Origin of the sequence: Streptomyces sp. NPDC049687 (genome assembly GCF_044465285.1) — a bacterium.
GTDB lineage: Bacteria > Actinomycetota > Actinomycetes > Streptomycetales > Streptomycetaceae > Streptomyces.
Genome location: NZ_JBITLN010000010.1, coordinates 43,088 through 60,111, shown reverse-complemented (window position 1 = coordinate 60,111; position 17,024 = coordinate 43,088). Strand labels below are relative to the sequence as shown.

The 17,024-nt window shown below is 70.7% G+C and carries 14 protein-coding genes and 1 pseudogene; 7 read left to right on the top strand and 8 right to left on the bottom strand.

What is annotated here, in order from left to right; all coding sequences use genetic code 11:
* The first annotated feature begins 21 nt into the window (after nt 1-21).
* Both ACIBVL_RS28750 and argF read left to right on the top strand, forming a co-directional pair.
* Nucleotides 22-1,245: an arginine deiminase gene (locus ACIBVL_RS28750; protein WP_399101371.1), complete on the top strand. Its 1,224-nt coding sequence runs from the start codon at nt 22-24 to the stop codon at nt 1,243-1,245.
* Nucleotides 1,246-1,315: 70 nt separating this feature from the next.
* On the top strand, nt 1,316-2,323 hold the full coding sequence (gene argF, locus ACIBVL_RS28745; protein WP_399101369.1) for an ornithine carbamoyltransferase: 1,008 nt from the start codon (nt 1,316-1,318) through the stop codon (nt 2,321-2,323).
* 16 nt (nt 2,324-2,339) lie between these two features.
* Here the strand turns inward: argF and ACIBVL_RS28740 are convergent, their stop codons facing one another.
* Nucleotides 2,340-2,804, bottom strand: a complete 465-nt coding sequence (locus tag ACIBVL_RS28740; protein ID WP_399101367.1) for an ATP-binding protein — start codon at nt 2,802-2,804, stop codon at nt 2,340-2,342.
* Nucleotides 2,805-3,097: 293 nt separating this feature from the next.
* Here ACIBVL_RS28740 and ACIBVL_RS28735 point away from each other — a divergent pair, with 293 nt between their 5' ends.
* On the top strand, nt 3,098-3,925 hold the full coding sequence (locus ACIBVL_RS28735; protein ID WP_399101365.1) for an enoyl-CoA hydratase family protein: 828 nt from the start codon (nt 3,098-3,100) through the stop codon (nt 3,923-3,925).
* Complete coding sequence (locus tag ACIBVL_RS28730) at nt 3,922-6,276, top strand: bifunctional salicylyl-CoA 5-hydroxylase/oxidoreductase (RefSeq protein ID WP_399101363.1); 2,355 nt, start codon at nt 3,922-3,924, stop codon at nt 6,274-6,276. Before ACIBVL_RS28735 ends, ACIBVL_RS28730 begins: the two co-directional genes overlap by 4 nt.
* Here the strand turns inward: ACIBVL_RS28730 and ACIBVL_RS28725 are convergent.
* The 3 genes and pseudogenes from ACIBVL_RS28725 to ACIBVL_RS28715 all read right to left on the bottom strand — a co-directional run.
* Nucleotides 6,201-6,467, bottom strand: a pseudogene (locus tag ACIBVL_RS28725) (hypothetical protein); the annotation flags it as partial. The gene ACIBVL_RS28730 and the pseudogene ACIBVL_RS28725 overlap by 76 nt on opposite strands.
* Before the next feature lie 56 nt (nt 6,468-6,523).
* Nucleotides 6,524-7,072: a hypothetical protein gene (locus tag ACIBVL_RS28720; RefSeq protein ID WP_399101361.1), complete on the bottom strand. Its 549-nt coding sequence runs from the start codon at nt 7,070-7,072 to the stop codon at nt 6,524-6,526.
* A 202-nt stretch (nt 7,073-7,274) separates the two neighbouring features.
* Nucleotides 7,275-7,445, bottom strand: a complete 171-nt coding sequence (locus tag ACIBVL_RS28715; protein WP_399101850.1) for a hypothetical protein — start codon at nt 7,443-7,445, stop codon at nt 7,275-7,277.
* A gap of 844 nt (nt 7,446-8,289) precedes the next feature.
* On the opposite strand from ACIBVL_RS28715, the gene ACIBVL_RS28710 reads away from it, so the two are divergent.
* Both ACIBVL_RS28710 and ACIBVL_RS28705 read left to right on the top strand, forming a co-directional pair.
* On the top strand, nt 8,290-9,084 hold the full coding sequence (locus tag ACIBVL_RS28710) for a DUF4158 domain-containing protein (RefSeq protein WP_399101359.1): 795 nt from the start codon (nt 8,290-8,292) through the stop codon (nt 9,082-9,084).
* Complete coding sequence (locus tag ACIBVL_RS28705) at nt 8,994-9,443, top strand: Tn3 family transposase (protein ID WP_399101357.1); 450 nt, start codon at nt 8,994-8,996, stop codon at nt 9,441-9,443. Before ACIBVL_RS28710 ends, ACIBVL_RS28705 begins: the two co-directional genes overlap by 91 nt.
* 184 nt (nt 9,444-9,627) lie before the next feature.
* On the opposite strand, the gene ACIBVL_RS28700 is transcribed toward ACIBVL_RS28705, so the two are convergent.
* On the bottom strand, nt 9,628-12,069 hold the full coding sequence (locus ACIBVL_RS28700; protein ID WP_399101355.1) for a WD40 repeat domain-containing protein: 2,442 nt from the start codon (nt 12,067-12,069) through the stop codon (nt 9,628-9,630).
* A gap of 393 nt (nt 12,070-12,462) precedes the next feature.
* On the opposite strand from ACIBVL_RS28700, the gene ACIBVL_RS28695 reads away from it, so the two are divergent.
* Complete coding sequence (locus ACIBVL_RS28695; protein WP_399101353.1) at nt 12,463-13,530, top strand: tyrosine-type recombinase/integrase; 1,068 nt, start codon at nt 12,463-12,465, stop codon at nt 13,528-13,530.
* Between the two features lie 307 nt (nt 13,531-13,837).
* Here the strand turns inward: ACIBVL_RS28695 and cysC are convergent, their stop codons facing one another.
* The 3 genes from cysC to ACIBVL_RS28680 form a co-directional block, all read right to left on the bottom strand.
* Entirely contained in the window at nt 13,838-14,404 is a 567-nt protein-coding gene (cysC, locus tag ACIBVL_RS28690; protein WP_399101351.1) for an adenylyl-sulfate kinase, read from the bottom strand.
* A gap of 115 nt (nt 14,405-14,519) precedes the next feature.
* Nucleotides 14,520-15,332: a PaaX family transcriptional regulator C-terminal domain-containing protein gene (locus ACIBVL_RS28685; RefSeq protein WP_399101349.1), complete on the bottom strand. Its 813-nt coding sequence runs from the start codon at nt 15,330-15,332 to the stop codon at nt 14,520-14,522.
* Nucleotides 15,329-16,924, bottom strand: coding sequence for an AMP-binding protein (locus tag ACIBVL_RS28680; RefSeq protein ID WP_399101347.1), 1,596 nt, complete (start codon nt 16,922-16,924; stop codon nt 15,329-15,331). Before ACIBVL_RS28680 ends, ACIBVL_RS28685 begins: the two co-directional genes overlap by 4 nt.
* Nucleotides 16,925-17,024 lie beyond the last annotated feature (100 nt).

Genomic DNA, 17,024 nt, shown 5'->3' with positions numbered 1-17,024 from the left:
CCCGATGGTCAGGATGGAGGCATGGGATTCCAAGTCGACTCCGAGGCCGGGCGGCTGCGCCGCGTCATCCTGCACCGGCCGGATCTCGAGCTCAAAAGGCTCACCCCCAGCAACAAGGACGCGCTCCTCTTCGACGACGTGCTGTGGGTGCGCCGGGCGCGCGCCGAGCACGACGGGTTCGCCGACGCGCTGCGCGACCGCGGTGTCGCCGTCCACCTCTTCGGCGATCTGCTCGTCGGGGCCCTGGAGGTCCCGGCGGCCCGCGCCCTCGTCCTGGACCGCGTCTTCGACGAGAAGGAGTACGGGGTGCTCGCCACCGACCACCTCCGTGCCGCCTTCGACACCCTGCCCGCGGCCGACCTGGCCGAGAGCCTCGTCGGCGGCATGACCAAGCGGGAGTTCCTCGAGGCGCATCCCGAGCCGGTCTCCGTGCGCTTCCATGTCATGGACCTCGACGAGTTCCTTCTCGCCCCGCTGCCCAACCACCTCTTCACCCGTGACACCTCCGCCTGGATCTACGACGGAGTCGCCGTCAACGCCATGCGCTGGCCCGCCCGGCAGCGCGAGACCGTTCACTTCGAGGCGATCTACCGGCACCACCCCCTGTTCCGTGGTGAAACGTTCAACGTCTGGTCCGAGGGGCAGGCCGACTACCCCTCCACGATCGAGGGCGGTGACGTCCTCGTCATCGGCAACGGGGCGGTGCTGATCGGGATGAGCGAGCGGACGACCCCGCAGGCCGTCGAGTTGCTCGCCCACAAGCTGTTCGCCGCCGGCTCGGCGCAGACCATCGTGGCCCTCGACATGCCGAAGCGCCGTGCCTTCATGCACCTCGACACCGTGATGACGATGGTCGACGGCGACACCTTCACCCAGTACGCCGGCCTCGGCATGCTCCGCTCGTACACCATCGAACCCGGCGTCGGCGAGAAGGAACTGAAGGTCACCGACCACCCGCCGGAGCACATGCACCGGGCGATCGCCGCCGCCCTCGGCCTCAGTGAGATCCGGGTGCTCACCGCCACCCAGGACGTGCATGCGGCCGAGCGTGAGCAGTGGGACGACGGCTGCAACGTCCTCGCCGTCGAACCCGGTGTCGTGATCGCGTACGAACGCAACGCCACCACCAACACCCACCTGCGCAAACAGGGCATCGAGGTGATCGAGATCCCGGGCAGCGAACTGGGCCGGGGGAGGGGCGGACCCCGCTGCATGAGCTGTCCGGTCGAACGGGCGCCCGTATAGTCACTGTATAGAAATGCTAATCATCGTATAGAGTTCCATGGTCCTGTTCCCGTACCCCTGGAGCGCCCCCATGGCGACAGTCCCGACCGCCCTCGCCGGCCGCCACTTCCTCAAGGAGCTGGACTACACGGCGGAGGAGTTCCGCGGCCTGATCGAGCTGGCCGCCGAGCTGAAGGCGGCCAAGAAGGCCGGGACGGAGAGCCGGCACCTGCGCGGGCGGAACATCGCGCTGATCTTCGAGAAGACCTCGACACGCACCCGCTGCGCCTTCGAGGTCGCCGCCGCCGACCAGGGCGCCTCCACCACCTACCTCGACCCGTCGGGCTCCCAGATCGGCCACAAGGAGTCCGTGAAGGACACCGCGCGCGTCCTGGGCCGGATGTACGACGGCATCGAGTACCGCGGCGACAGCCAGCAGAAGGTCGAGGAACTGGCCGCGTACGCGGGCGTCCCGGTCTACAACGGACTCACCGACGACTGGCACCCCACCCAGATGCTCGCCGACGTCCTCACCATGACCGAGCACAGCGCCAAGCCCCTCACGGAGATCGCCTTCGCCTACCTCGGCGACGCCCGGTTCAACATGGGCAACTCCTACCTGGTCACCGGCGCCCTGCTCGGCATGGACGTACGGATCGTCGCCCCCAAGACCTACTGGCCCGCCCAGGAGATCGTCGACCGGGCCCGCGAGCTCGCCGAGACCAGCGGCGCCCGCGTCACACTCACCGAGTCCGTGGCCGAGGGCGTGCTCGGCGCCGACTTCGTCGCCACCGACGTCTGGGTGTCCATGGGTGAGCCCAAGGAGGTCTGGGACGAGCGGATCGCCGCCCTCGTCCCGTACGCGGTGACCATGGACGTCCTGCGCGCCACCGGCAACCCCGACGTCAAGTTCCTGCACTGCCTGCCGGCCTTCCACGACCTCGGCACCAAGGTCGGCCGCGAGATCCACGAGACCCACGGCCTCGAGTCGCTGGAAGTCACGGACGAGGTGTTCGAGTCGGCGCACTCGGTCGTCTTCGACGAGGCGGAGAACCGTATGCACACCATCAAGGCCGTGCTGGTGGCCACCCTGGCCTGAAACCCGCACCCGCAGGTCACTCCGGACGCGGCCGCCACTGCGGCGGAACCGCGGCCAGCCTGAACCACACCGCCTTGCCCTTCTCGGTCGGTCGGTGCCCGCAGGACGAGCTGAGGGCGCGGATCAGCAGCAGCCCGCGCCCGTGCTCCTGCCAGGGGTCGGGCTCCTGGCCGGACGGCCGGGTGAGGTCCCCCGGCGGCATCGGGTCGTGGTCGTGCACCTCGACCTGGCAGCCGGTCGGCCGCAACTCCACCACCAGCTCTATCGGGGCGTCCCCGACAGCGGTGTGCTCCACGGCGTTCGCGACCAGCTCGGCCGTCAGCAGCTCCGCGGTGTCGCTGTCCGCGCCGTGCTCCAGCTCCGCCAGCGCCGTACGGACCAGTGCACGGGCCACCGGCACGGCCGCGGCGGAGTGCGGCAGTGCGATCCGCCAGGAGGCGGTCGAGTCGGAGGGACGATCTTGCAAGGCGAGTCCGTTCATGGCGCAGGGTCCTGTGATCGACATCAGGCGGTCCTGCTTTCAACTTTGAGGAATGGTACGGGGCCCCCGGCGGCGACGCTCAAAGGGCGCCGTACGGGACCTTCGGTCCCGCTGACAGGTGGCTTACCCCGGACAACGGCCCCTCCCGCCTTCCCGATCCCGTTGTTACCGCGTTATTGACGAGCGGTGACACTGTGATCGGCGCTCGCCCCGACACCGCCATATCGCGCCCTCGTGACGACAGTCACATATCAGTGATAACTTCAGGAGTGACCGTCGAGGAGGCCGCCCTGATGAGTCCCTTCACCGGATCCGCCGCGCGCACCGCCCACTGGGAACACCTCCGTGTCGAGCACACCGACGGCGTCGCCACCGTCACGCTGAACCGCCCCGCGAAACTGAACGCCCTCACCTTCGGCGCCTACGCCGACCTGCGCGACCTGCTCGCCGAGCTGTCCCGGGAGCGGTCGGTCCGCGCCATGGTGCTGGCCGGCGAGGGCCGCGGCTTCTGTTCCGGCGGCGACGTCGACGAGATCATCGGCGCCACCCTGGCCCTGGACACCGCCCAGCTCCTGGACTTCAACCGGATGACCGGCCAGGTCGTGCGGGCCGTACGGGAGTGCCCGTTCCCGGTGATCGCGGCCGTGCACGGGGTGGCCGCCGGCGCCGGAGCGGTGCTCGCCCTCGCCGCGGACTTCCGGATCGCCGACCCCACCGCCCGCTTCGCCTTCCTCTTCACCCGGGTCGGCCTCTCCGGCGGCGACATGGGCGCCGCCTACCTCCTGCCCCGGGTCGTCGGCCTCGGCCACGCCACCCGCCTCCTCATGCTGGGCGACCCGGTCCACGCCTGCGAGGCCGAGCGAATCGGCCTGATCAGCGAACTGACGGAGGAGGGCGACGCCGACAAGGCGGCACAAGCACTGGCCCGCCGCCTCGCCGACGGCCCGGCCCTGGCGTACGCCCAGACCAAGGCCTTGCTGACGGCCGAACTCGACATGCCGTTGGCGGCAGCGGTGGAACTGGACGCCGCGACCCAGGCACTGCTGATGAACGGCGAGGACTACGCGGAGTTCCACGCGGCCTTCACGGAAAAGCGCCCTCCGAAGTGGCGGGGCCGATGACGAAGCCGACTCCGGGGACGCCCACCTCAGGGGCACGGCCGGCCGCAACAATCCCGCGGCCGCCCGACAGGACCCCCCACCCGCCACGAGTCGCGATCATCGGCGGTGGCCCCGGCGGCCTCTACGCAGCCGCGCTGCTGAAACGCCTGGACCCCACCCGAGAGATCACCCTCTGGGAACGCAACGCCCCCGACGACACCTTCGGCTTCGGAGTGGTCCTCTCCGACGAAACCCTCGGCGGGATAGAACACGCCGACCCGGTCGTCCACGCGGCCCTCCAACGCGACTTCGTCCGCTGGAACGACATAGACATCGTCCACCGAGGCACCCGTCACACCGCCGGAGGCCACGGCTTCGCCGCCCTGGGCAGGCACCGCCTCCTGCAGGTCCTCCACGACCGCTGCCGCGAGCTCGGCGTCGACCTGCGCTTCCGCACCGAGGCCCCCCACCCGTCCCGGCTCGCCGAGACCTACGACCTGGTCATCGCCGCCGACGGCGTGCACAGCACCACCCGCGAGGCGTACGCCGACGTGTTCCGCCCGCACGTGACCCCCCACCGCTGCCGCTACATCTGGCTCGCCGCCGACCTCGCCCTCGACGCCTTCCGTTTCGAGATCGCCGAGACCGAGCACGGGGTGATGCAGCTGCACGGCTACCCGTACGCGGCCGACGCCTCCACCGTGATCGTCGAGATGCGCGAGGAGGTCTGGAAGGCGGCCGGTTTCCACGAACTCGACGAGCACGAGTCCACGGCACGCTGCGCCAAGATCTTCACCGAGGCACTCGGCGGCCGCTCCCTCAAGTCCAACAACTCCGCCTGGACCACCTTCCGCACGGTGACCAACGAGCACTGGTCGCACGGCAACGTCGTCCTGCTGGGCGACGCCGCCCACACCGCCCACTTCTCCATCGGCTCCGGCACCAAACTCGCCGTCGAGGACGCGCTCGCCCTCGCGGCCTGTCTGCGCGAACAGCCGGATCTCCGCACGGCGTTGACCGCCTACGAGGAGGAGCGCAGGCCCGTCGTCGCCTCCACCCAGCGGGCCGCCCGCGCCAGCCTGGAGTGGTTCGAGAACCTCGGCCTCTACGTCGGCCAGCGGCCCCGCCGGTTCGCCTTCAACCTGCTCACCCGCAGCCGCCGCGTCACCCACGACAACCTGCGCCTGCGCGACCCGCACTTCACCGAGGCCGTCGAGCGGGAGTTCGGTTGCCCGCCCGGCACACCGCCGATGTTCACCCCGTTCCGGCTGCGCGGCCTGACCCTGCCCAACCGGGTCGTCGTCTCGCCCATGGACATGTACTCCGCCACCGACGGCGTCCCCGGCGACTTCCACCTGGTGCACCTGGGCGCCCGCGCCCTCGGCGGGGCCGGGCTGGTGATGACCGAGATGGTGTGCGTCTCCCCGGAGGGGCGCATCACGCCCGGCTGCGCCGGTCTCTACACCGGCAGGCAGGCCGACGCCTGGCGGCGGATCACCGACTTCGTGCACACCCGGGCGCCGGGCACCGCGATCGGCGTGCAGCTCGGCCACTCCGGGCGCAAGGGCTCGACCAGGGTGATGTGGGAGGGCATGGACGAGCCGCTGCCCGACGGCAACTGGCCGCTCGTCGCCGCCTCCCCGCTGCCGTACAAGCCGGGCAGCCAGATCCCGCGCCAGCTGTCGCGAGCCCAACTCACCGATCTGCGCGAACAGTTCGCCACTGCCGCCTGGCGGGCCGCCCGGGCCGGCTTCGACCTGCTCGAACTGCACTGCGCCCACGGCTACCTGCTGTCGGGCTTCCTCTCCCCGCTGACCAACCGGCGCACGGACGCCTACGGCGGTTCCCTCACCAAACGGCTGCGCTTCCCGCTGGAGGTCTTCGACGCGGTACGCGGGGTCTGGCCGGCGGAACGGCCGATGACCGTGCGGATCTCCGCCACCGACTGGGCCGACGGTGGAACCTCGGCCGAGGACGCCGTCGAGATCGCCCGCGCCTTCGCCGCCCACGGCGCCGACGCGATCGACGTGTCGACCGGGCAGGTCGTCGCCCATGAGACACCGGAGTTCGGACGCTCGTACCAGACCCCCTTCGCGGACCGTATCCGCCACGAGGCGGGCGTCCCGGTGATCGCCGTCGGTGCGATCTCCTCCTGGGACGACGTCAACTCGCTGATTCTGGCGGGCCGTACGGACCTCTGCGCCCTCGCCCGACCTCACCTCCACGACCCGAACTGGACCCTGCACGCGGCCGCCGAACAGGGCTACACCGGGCCGGGCGCCGACTGGCCGACCCCCTACCTGGCAGGCAGCCGGCCCCCGCGCACCGGGCGCACGGACGCCCCCAAACCCCGTCTGACGCTTACGCGTTGAGCCCCCGGGAGGTCGACCATCCCCGCCGTCAGCGTCGCGCCGTCCGCCGGGTCGACCAGGACGAACGCGCCCGTGCGCCGAGCGACCCCGTAGTCGTCCAGGGCGAGCGGCTCGGCGGTGCGCAGGGTGATCCGCCCAGGGTCGTTCACCGCCGGCGCGCCGGACCCGCCGAGGTCCCACACGATCGCCTCAGACGGAAGGGGATGCGCCTAGTGCCGCGGGAAGACTCAGGCGAGGCGGTAGCAAGTCAGTAGGCGCCGGAGTCGTGGTAGCTGGTGGTGGCGGTGAGCCCAGAGGTCTGACCGACCGCCCGGACGTGGATGGTGCCGCTGTCCCTGATGGCGTGCAGGACGCTCCAGTCGATCCTCCCGGCGTCATCGGCCTGCCTCGTAGCCTGTTTCACCTCACCGCTGTGGTCGGGCCAGGTGTAGTACAGGTCGACCAGCTCGCCGGGCGCGAACCCGCTGCCGTATACGCCGCAGCTCGCCCCATCGCTGCACGGCCGTCCGTCCGGAACGAGCTGGGCCGGGCCGACCGGGGGCGTGGGGCTGCTGCTCCTGCCCGGCCCGGTGGTCGTGCCGCCGTTGTTGCCGCTGTTCCCCGGACTGGCCTTGCCCGGGCCGGTCTCGGTGCCGGAGGTCGACCCCGAGCCGCCGCCGCTTCCGCTGCGGCCGTCGGCGGAGCCGGAACCGGCACCCGAGTCCTGCCACGGTAGGGCGAAAGTGCCGTTGTGCACGGTGGTGTAGGCGAGGACGGCAAGCAGCAAGGCCACGAGAAGGGCCAGGAAGTTCTTCACGACGGTTCCTTCCGGGTGGTGAGCGACCTGGTGGCGCTGCTGCACGTTCCGGAAGGCCGTCGGATCTCGGAGCTGGAGCGGTTGCGCCGGCTGCCGACGCGGACGACGGGCACGGGCGTGGCAAAGGTCCTGGATGCCGTGCGTCCCCTACCGGATCGCTCACACCCGTCCAACGTCCCAGAACCCGGACCGATTCTGATCATTAGCGGGTCTGGACGTCCGTCCACACGTTCTGGGCGAATGTCCAGAGATCGGCGCGCAGTTCAGGGTTCCGCACGAGGACGGCGGCGACCACGACGAGGAGCAGGAGCCTCAGCAGGCCGCCGAGACCGGAACCGGAGCGGCCCCCGGTGCGGCCCTGGCTACGGCGCATGGCGTCCAGGTGGTCGTTCGCCTGCCGCCTGACGGAGTCATTGAAGGCTTGCTGGCTCGCTTGCTGAGCAGGGTCGGGAAACATCGTCGGCCACCCCCGGAGTCGAACGTCCATGTGCGCGTGTCCACGTGTCCGGTCGGGCACAGGGATGCCCACGGACGAGATCTGTTACGGAAGGCTGACGCCCCCGTGATCCGCGTGACGGAGAGGCAATGGTCCCGCAGGCGCACGCGCCGCCACCATCCGCGTACAGGCGTATTCGACAGCGCTCGACGCGCGCCCCCGCGCCCGGGTGGCGGGCGAATCAGGCGGACCGACCGTGCGGGCCCGTTTCCAGCCTTGGGGACCAACGGCTCGCCGCATGACCGAATAAGCCAGCAGGATCGGTGACAGAGTTCCTACCGGCACTCCAACCAGAGGCCTGCGGCCCGCGGCCTGCCGGACTCCGACGGCACCGCCACCCCGCCGGCCGCCGGCTGCGAGCGGAGATCGAACGGCGCACGGCCGAATTGGCTGCCGGGCCCTGGACCGCCCTCGGAGAGGAAAGTCGACGCCGGGATCGGCAAGGTGTGACACCCACAGCGGACGGACAGCGCGGCCTCCGACGCACAGGAATCACGACCGGCAGAACGAGGCCCATGGCCGCCGACCGGCTGGGATGCCGCACCACCACGGGTTCAGGTGACGACAGGACTCCTGTGCACTCTCATACCGCCCTCTCGGGGTGCCGGTAAGAACACTGTCACCAGCCGCAAACGGTGATCTTGCGAGGATGTCACCCGTGTGGGTGAGTCCGGGGTCGTACAGCTGCTCGGGGCGGGGCCCGAGAGGACGATCGACGACCGTGGCCCGTACCCCTTTGGACCTGGACGACCTGGTCGAGCACTGGACGCTGTTGAAGGACGAGCATGGGCTTGTGTCAGGTAAGCGCGGTGCGACGCGACTGGGCTTCGCCATGTTGCTGAAGTTCTATACGCAGTACGGCCGGTTTCCCCGGGGCCGATTCGAGTTGCCGGGCGAGGCGGTGGAGTTCGTCGCCCGGCAGGTACAGGTGCCTGCCGCCGAGCTGGACGTGTACGAGTGGAGCGGCCGGACGGTGGAGTACCACCGCGCGCAGATCCGGGGGCACCTGGGCTTTCGTGAGTCCAGCGTTGCGGATGCGGACAAGCTGACCGGCTGGCTCGCCGAGTACGTCGCGTGCAAGGAGCGGCGGCCGGAGCAGGTACGGGTGGAACTGCTGGCCCGCTGCCGCACGGAGAGCATCGAGCCGCCGACTCCGGGGCGGTGTGACCGGATCGTGGGTGCCGCGCTGCGAGTGGCCGAGGAGATGCTGACAGCGAGGATCTCAGCCCGGATCACGGTTCAGAGCACGGAGCGGATCATCGCCCTGGTCGCCGGGGCCGACCAGACGGACGACGCCGTACCCGGTGAAGCCAGTGCCGGTGAGGGCGAGATGATCAAGTACGCGACCGCGATCCGCACGCGGACCGCGTCCACCGAGGCGATCCTGCGCCGCTTCACAACGCCTCCCACCCCACCTACGCGGCCATGCTGGAGGTCGGCCGCGCACAGAAGACCACCTTCGTGGCCCGCTACCTGCGGCTGCGCGACCTTCAGCGGGAGATCGAGGAGGGCCTGAACGTAATGGAGTCCTCCAACGGCGCCAACTCCGTGATCGCCTACGGGAAGGGCGGGGAGATCGCCTCGAACCGGCGCGACGAGCAGGAGATGTTCGTCCTGTGCCTGCGCATCCTGCAATCCGCCCTGGTCTACGTGAACACCCTGATGCTCCAGGACATCCTCGGCGAACCGGAATGGACGGACCTCCTCACCCCCGCCGACCGGCGCGGCCTGACCCCGCTGTTCTGGTCCCACGTCCGCCCGTACGGTGACGTGAACCTCGACATGGACACTCGCCTCAACCTCGCCGAGGTGACCGTTCCGGGGCCCCGAGGCGCGGACAGCGAGGCTGCCCGAGCACCCGTGGAGAACGCATGAGCCTGGTTCCCTCCAGGGCCGCCCGGCCACAGGTGGGTGGCCGAGCGCTGTCCGGTGCAGGACTATGTCGACGGCCAGTTCCGCTTCCTCCCGGCGTCCTCTGTGTCCGTCCTGCCGACGGACCGTGTGGAGCGACAGCCGCGGCTCGGCGAGGACCGTCGCTACCCTGGCGAGACCTGGCTTGTCAGGATGTCCTCGACAGCACCGCGACCTCACAACCGAACCCGACCACGAAGCGCCCTCCCGGTGCCGCGGCGAGTGAGTGCACGGGGAAAGGGAGCAGGTGGTCGGTACCGGCCGGGCACCCTGCGGTGAGATCGTGGAACCGCACGGTGTGGTCATCGGCGAAGGCCGCGACGAGCCGTCCGTCGGCCATCGCTGAGACCGCCAGCGAATTGCCGGAGCCTGACTCGGCGGCCTGGGCATTGCCGATCTGCTGCCCCGTGGACAGGTTCCACAGGCGTACCGTCCGGTCCCGGCCCTTGCTGATCGCGATGGAAGCTCCGCCCAAGGTGGCAGTGGCCACGGCGGTCACCCAGTCGGTGTGGCCGATCAGGGGTTCACCGAGCTGTCGGCCAGTGGGGAGGTCCCACAGTCGCACCGTCTTGTCCCAGCTGCCTGTCACCATCACGGGCCGTCCGCCGAGAACCGCGGTGGCGACGGTGGTAACACGGCTGGAGTGGCCGGTGAGAGGTGCGACCAGGGGCTGTCCGGTGGTGAGGTCCCAGACGCGCACGACGCGGTCACTGCCTGCGGTGAGGGCGACGGGCAGGCCGTCCAGGGCCGTCGAGGCGATGGCCAGGACTCTGCCGTGGCCGCTGGGAAACGGGCGGTGGACCGGTCGGCCGGTGGCGAGCTCCAGGATGTGCAGGGTGGCGTCGGGAGTGGCCGTGACGACGACCGCGTGTCCGCCCACCACCGCCGTCGTCATGGCGGACACCTCTGCGCTCAGGGAGTCGGAGGCCCGCGAGCCGGTGGTCAGGTCCCAGGTGCGCACGGTGTGGTCGGCGCCTGCGGTGACGACCACGGGGACGCCGTCAACGACCGCGGTGGCGACCGCCAGGACTGATTCGGTGTGTCCGGCACGCAGTCGGTCACCGTCCCCTCGGGCAGCGGTGAGGTCCCAGGTGCGCACTGTGTGGTCCTCCCCTGCGGTGACGGCGACGCAACGTCCGTCCACAACGGTGGTGGCGACGTCCCACACCTGGCCGGTGTGCCCGGTGAGGGGCTCACCCTCCTGTTCGCCGGTGGCGAGATCCCAGACGCGTACGGTGCGGTCGCGGGAGGTCGTGACCGCCAGGGTTCGCGTCCCGACCGGAGCGCTGTCGATGGCCCACACCCGATCGGTGTGACCGGTCAGCGCACTGCCCGCAGGTGACAGGCTGCGCGCGTGCCGCACCGTGATGGTGCCGTCCGATTCGGCGATGAGGGAGACGGGCAGGTCATCCAGCACCAGACTCCGGGAAGCGACCCCTACCCCGATTCCCCAGCGCAACTCGACGGCGAGCAGGCCGTTCGTTCGGGCGGAGACCAGGGTCCACAGGCCAGCCCGGTTTTCCGGGTCGGCATTGATCAGCCCTTTCCCCTCAGCGGCTGCCAAAGGGATGCTGCGGATGCTCCGAGTACCGTCAGGGCCTATGGGGCTCGTCGGCAGGTCCCAGAAGCGCAGTGTCTGGTCCGCGTTTACGACGAGCGCCACACTGCGCTCTTCCAGGATCAGGGTCTCGGACGGGCCGTCGGGAAAAGCGATGGGAGCCAGGTCTCCGACCACTTGCGGTGCCTCCTCGTAGTCGAAGCTGAGGACCACGACCCGCCCGTCGACGACCGTCAGGGCTGACAATTCGTCATGGCACTCGGTATCCGCCAGCAGCTCCTGCGGGTCGGCTGCCAGAAGCACGTGGCGGTCCAGATCCCACACACGGGGTGCCTGGCTCTCCTCATCGGTTACGGCGAAGTGCCGCCCTTCGAGTGTCCAGGGTCCCTCGGCCGGCAGGCACTCGCCGACCTCGTGGCCGGTGGCCAGGTCCCACACCTGCGCTGGATGGTCCGGTGGAGATGTGACAACGACCTTGCGTCCATCCAGCTCCCCCATGCCCGCCATCCAGGGGAATGCGCCCAGTCGGCTGCCGGTGGCCTGGTCCCACACACCCAGCGTCCGGTCCGCCCCGATGGCCAGCACCACGTGCCGACCGTCCATATCCAACCGCGCCAGACCCAGGACCAGTTCGCCCGCAGAACGCCCCGTCTCCGGATCCCACAGCCTTGCGGTCCCGTCCTCGTGGCACGTGAGGACCAGGGGTTGCCCGTCGACCACCACCGTGGCCAGGGCCAAGAACTCGGGCGACAACAACGACATGGGGTCGGAGAGAGCTGCCGTCAGCGTATGCAGCCGTTCCCCCGTCGCCAGGTCCCAGATACACATCGTCGCGTCGCGGCTCGCCGAGACGACAACCGGACGCCCGTCGACAACCGCCGTCGCCACCGCGACCACAGGGGCGTCGTGACCCTTGAAGCAGCGCAGCAGCCGAGGGTCCGACCCGGAACCGCACGTCCAGTCCGCCCGCCAAGAAGCCAGCCCCTGCGAGGCAGTCACATCCCGGGACACGTGATCAGATCTTTCCATCATGGCCCCAAGTTATGGGGCTGCACCGACAACGACCGTCGGAGTGCGCGGGATAGTCAGCCGCGAGGTTCGCCGGGACCAGCGGTGCCCTCCCCCCGGAGCTCAGTCATCCGGAGGTCGCTTGGCGCCTTGCGGCAACGAGCCTTCTGACCGCCGCCAACACGCCATGTGTGCTGGGGACTTGTCCTCGTACAGCTGCCGCCACCCGACAAGTAGCTGTCGGTAACCGCCGTTGCAATCCGTGACGCCCACACTTTCAGATGACTGCCGCAGTAAATGCCGGATTTACTGCGGCAGAGCCTCTACCGTGATCAACGCGACCTGCGGCGGACCCTCCGACCGCCGCAGGCGAGGTGTACGCATTTACTGCGGCAGGGCCGGGAGGGCGGGACGGGCGTGGCGATCGAACCGGTGACCGAACTCGGGAGCCGGGGCGTGCTGCGTTTGCCGCGCGCCCGGGTCGTGCCGCTGTCCGCCCCGCCCTCGTCGTATACCGCAGCGGTCGAGCGGTACCTCACCGGTGCGGGCATCGCGAAGTCCTCTGCGCGGATCTACCGGATCTCGTTGACGACGTGGGGGTGGATGCTCGCCGGCGAACCGGCGCCGACCGGGCCCGCTCGCCGGGGCGCGAAGCCGCCCGTCGTCCCCGTCGCCGCGATCGACGATCCCGCGCTGCCCGAGGTGCTGGCCGAGCTGGCGGCGGCGCGGGCGGACGAGATGGACGCCGACACCGTCAACCGCGAACTGTCCATCGCGCGCAAGGCGATCGGCTGGTGGCAGCGCCAGGGCTGGATCATCGGTGACCCGACGATCGGGATCGAGCGGCGGCCGGCGCCGCCGGACCGCACCAAGGCCTTGGCCGAGAAGCAGATCGCCGCCCTGTGGCGCCTGGACGTCGCCCTGCGGGAGAAGACGTTCTGGAAGGTGCTCTACGAGTCCGCGGCCCGCGCCGCCGAGGTGCTGTGCCTCAACGTGGAAGACCTGTACCCGCAGGACAAGCGCGGGAAGATCACCGCCAAGGGCGGGGCGACGGAGTGGATTCACTGGCAGTCCGGCACAGCCCAGCTCCTGCCCCGCCTCATCGCCCGCCGGACCCGTGGCCCGCTGTTCCTCACCGACCGCAAGGCCGCTGCCGGGACTCCGACGCTCGACGTGTGCCCGGAGACTGGCCGGGCGCGGCTCTCCTACCGCCGGGCCGAGGAGATCTTCGAGGAGAACACCCGGCTCCTGGCCAACCCGCTCGCCTCACACGAGGACATCGAGGACCTGGACGGCTTCACACTCCACCGGCTCCGCCATAGTGCCCTCACACACGACGCCGAAGACTGCACGTCCACGCCGATGCTGCTGGCCCGCTCCCGCCACGCCTCCGTCCGCTCCCTGGAGCGGTACGCCCGCCCCGGCGTCGACGCGGTCGCCCGACACGTCGCGGAACGCGACCCCGCCGCACGTCGCCGCACGTGACGCCCGCCGTTTGCGGCTGGTGACAGCGTTCTTACCGGCACCCCCTCTCGGAAGCGTCGTCCGGGGCACAGCCCCATCAGCGCTTCGCCCGCTTTCCGACCCGGTCGATCAGCTTGGCCGTGTCCCTCCAGGGACGCCTCGGCCAACTCTTGGGACGTGCTTGCCTCGAGCAACTGAGCGAAGGTCTCGGGAATGTGGGCTCCCGTCCTGCCGCACCCGCAGCGCAGGGAAGCCCAGTTCACGCGCTCGGCCTGCATCAAGGACGCCCTGACGCTCATGCCCGCACCCTCGGTGCCTTCTGCCCCGCTCACACCAGCCCCCGCTCCGCCAGCGCCGCGTACACCGCGTCCGCGGACTCCTTCGGTGTCTGCTCCCGCGTCGTCAGCACGAGCGCGGGGTCCACCGGCACCTCGTACGGGTCGTCTACGCCGGTCAGCCCGGTCAGCTCGCCCGCCAGCTGCCGGGCGTAGAGCCCCTTCACGTCCCGCTCGCTGCACACGTCTACCGGAGTGGCGACATGCACCTCCACGTACGGCGTCCTGCTCTTCTCGTGCCGCAGCCGCACCGCCTCGCGGCTGTCGGCGTAGGGCGCGATGACGGGGACGAGGGACAGGACGCCGTTGCGCGCCAGGACCTCGGAGACGAGCCCGATCCGCTGCACGTTGGTGTTGCGGTCCTCGCGGCTGAAGCCGAGGCCGGCCGAGAGGAAGCGGCGGATCTCGTCGCCGTCCAGGACCTCCACGCGGTGTCCCTCGGCCCTCAGCCGGTCGCCCAGCAGGCGGGCGATCGTGGTCTTGCCCGCGCTCGGCAGTCCCGTGAGCCAGACCGTGGCCCCCCGGGCCCTCGGAGCGACGGCCCTTGGTGTGCTGGTCATGCGCAACAGTCCTCTTTCCTACCGGCGTGCAACGCGTCGAACGGTAGGCAAGGAGTCTGAGACGACCTGTTGAGGAACCTGAGGTTTGGCTGAGTGGCGCCTGGTGTTCGAGGGGTCACACCCCCGCGAACTCCGCGCCCGCGTCCCGCAGCCGCTCGTGCAGCCCGTGGAAGACGGCCGCCGAGCGCGCCCCCGGCCAGTTCTCGGGGAGCAGCCGGGCGGGCAGGCCGGGGTCGACGTAGGGCAGATGGCGCCAGGAGTCCAGGGCGAGGAGATAGTCGCGGTAGGCCTCCTCGGGCGGCGTGTCCGGCCGCTGCTGCCAGGCCCGCAACACGCCCGCGTGGCGGTCCAGGAACGCCTCGTGCTCCTTGGCGATGGCGGCCAGGTCCCACCAGCGGGCCACGGCCTCGACGGTCGGGGCGAAGCCGAGGTGCTCGCCGCGGAAGAAGTCGACGTACGTGTCGAGCCCGAGCCGCTCGAGGGTGTGCCGGGTCTCCTCGTGGAGCCGCGCCGGGGCGATCCACACGCCCGGAGCCGCCGTGCCGAAGCCCAGTCCGGCCAGCCGGGAGCGCAGGACGTGCCGCTTCTGCCGCTCCGACTCCGGCACCGAGAAGACGGCCAGCACCCAGCCCTCGTCCCGCGGCGGGGCGGGGGCGTAGATGCGCTGGTCGCCGTCTTCGAGCAACTGACGCGCCTCGTCGGACAGTTCATAACCGGCCGCGCCCTGCGCGGTACGGGCCGGCAGCAGCAGTCCGCGCCGCTTCAGCCGGGACACCGAGGACCGTACGGAGGGGGCGTCGACGCCGACCGCGGCGAGCAGCCGGATCAGCTCGGCGACGGGCACCGGGCCCGGCGCGAAGCGGCCGTACGCGCCGTAGAGCGTGACGATGAGAGACCGAGGTGCGGGCTGGTCGGACACGTTGATCATCTTAGGTCGCGTTCGGCGCGCAGTCTGAAGCGCTGGAGTTTGCCGGTCGCGGTACGCGGCAGCGCCTCCAGGAAGACGATCTCGCGCGGACACTTGTACGGCGCCAGTTCCTCCCTGAGGAAGGCGCGCAGGGCGTCGGCGTCCCGCCGGGCACCCTCCCGCAGGACGGCGAACGCCACGACGACGTGCCCCCGGTCCTCGTCGGGCCGTCCCACGACCGCCGCCTCGACCACGTCCGGGTGGCGCAGCAGCGCCTCCTCGACCTCGGGCCCCGCGATGTTGTACCCGGCGGAGATGATCATGTCGTCGGCGCGGGCCACATACCGGAAGTAGCCGTCGGGCTCGCGGACGTAGGTGTCGCCGGTGACGTTCCACCCGTCGCGCACGTACTGCTGTTGGCGCGGGTCGGCGAGGTAGCGGCAGCCGACCGGGCCGCGCACCGCGAGCAGCCCGGGCTCGCCGTCGGGCACGGGTGCGCCGAGCGCGTCCTGCACGCGCGCGTGCCAGCCGGGGACCGGGACGCCGGTGGTGCCGGGGCGGATGTGCTCGTCGGCGGCGGAGATGAAGATGTGCAGCAGCTCGGTGGCGCCGATGCCGTTGATCAGGCGCAGCCCGGTGCGCTCGTGCCAGGCCCGCCAGGTCGCCGCGGGCAGGTTCTCGCCGGCCGAGACACAGCGGCGCAGGGACGTCACGTCGTGCGCGGCGAGGTCGTCGAGCATCGCGCGGTAGGCGGTGGGCGCCGTGAACAGCACGCTCACCCGGTGTGCGGCGACAGCGGGCAGCAACTGCCGGGGGCCGGCCTGTTCGAGCAGCAGGGCGCTCGCCCCGGCCCGCAGCGGGAAGACGACCAGACCGCCCAGGCCGAAGGTGAAGCCGAGCGGGGGACTGCCGGCGAAGACGTCGTCCGGCAGCGGCTTCAGCACGTGCCGCGAGAAGGTGTCGGCGATCGCCAGCACATCCCGGTGGAAGTGCAGACAGCCCTTCGGCCGGCCCGTGGTGCCGGAGGTGAACGCGATCAGCGCCACGTCGTCGGCCGCCGTGTCCACGGCCGGGTACGGGGCGCTCGACGCCGGACGGTTCAGCAGGTCGTCGGGGGAGTCACCGCCGTACGTGGTGATCCGCAGCCCGGGTATCTCGGCCTTGGCGAGGTCGTCGACGGCACGGACGTCGCACAGGGCGTGCCCCACCCGGGCGATCTCGCACATCGTGCGCAGCTCCTGCGGCCGCTGCTGAGCCAGCACGGTGACCGCGATCGCGCCCGCCTTGAGCACCGCCAGCCAGCAGGCCGCGAGCCAGGGCGTGGTCGGGCCGCGCAGCAGGACGCGGTTGCCGGGGACCACCCCGAGGTCCCCGGTGAGCAGATGCGCGATCCGGTCGACGCGGGCGCGCAGCTCCCCGTACGTCCAGGCCGGTCCCGAGGGGGTGTGGAACACCGGCCGGCCGGGGGAGCCGGCGTGGTCGAGCAGCTCGGCGGCGCAGTTCACCCGGTCGGGGTAGCCGAGTTCCGGCAGGTCGAAACGGAGGTCGGGCCACTGGTCCGGTGGCGGGAGGTGGTCGCGCGCGAAGGTGTCGACATGGGCCGAGACGTTCATGGGCGTTCGCCCCCTTGCCTGGAAGGCGCGTCGGGTGGGCTCGCGCAACGAGCGTATCGCCTTGGTGACGACAGTCAACGATACGCGATACCGTCGGGGA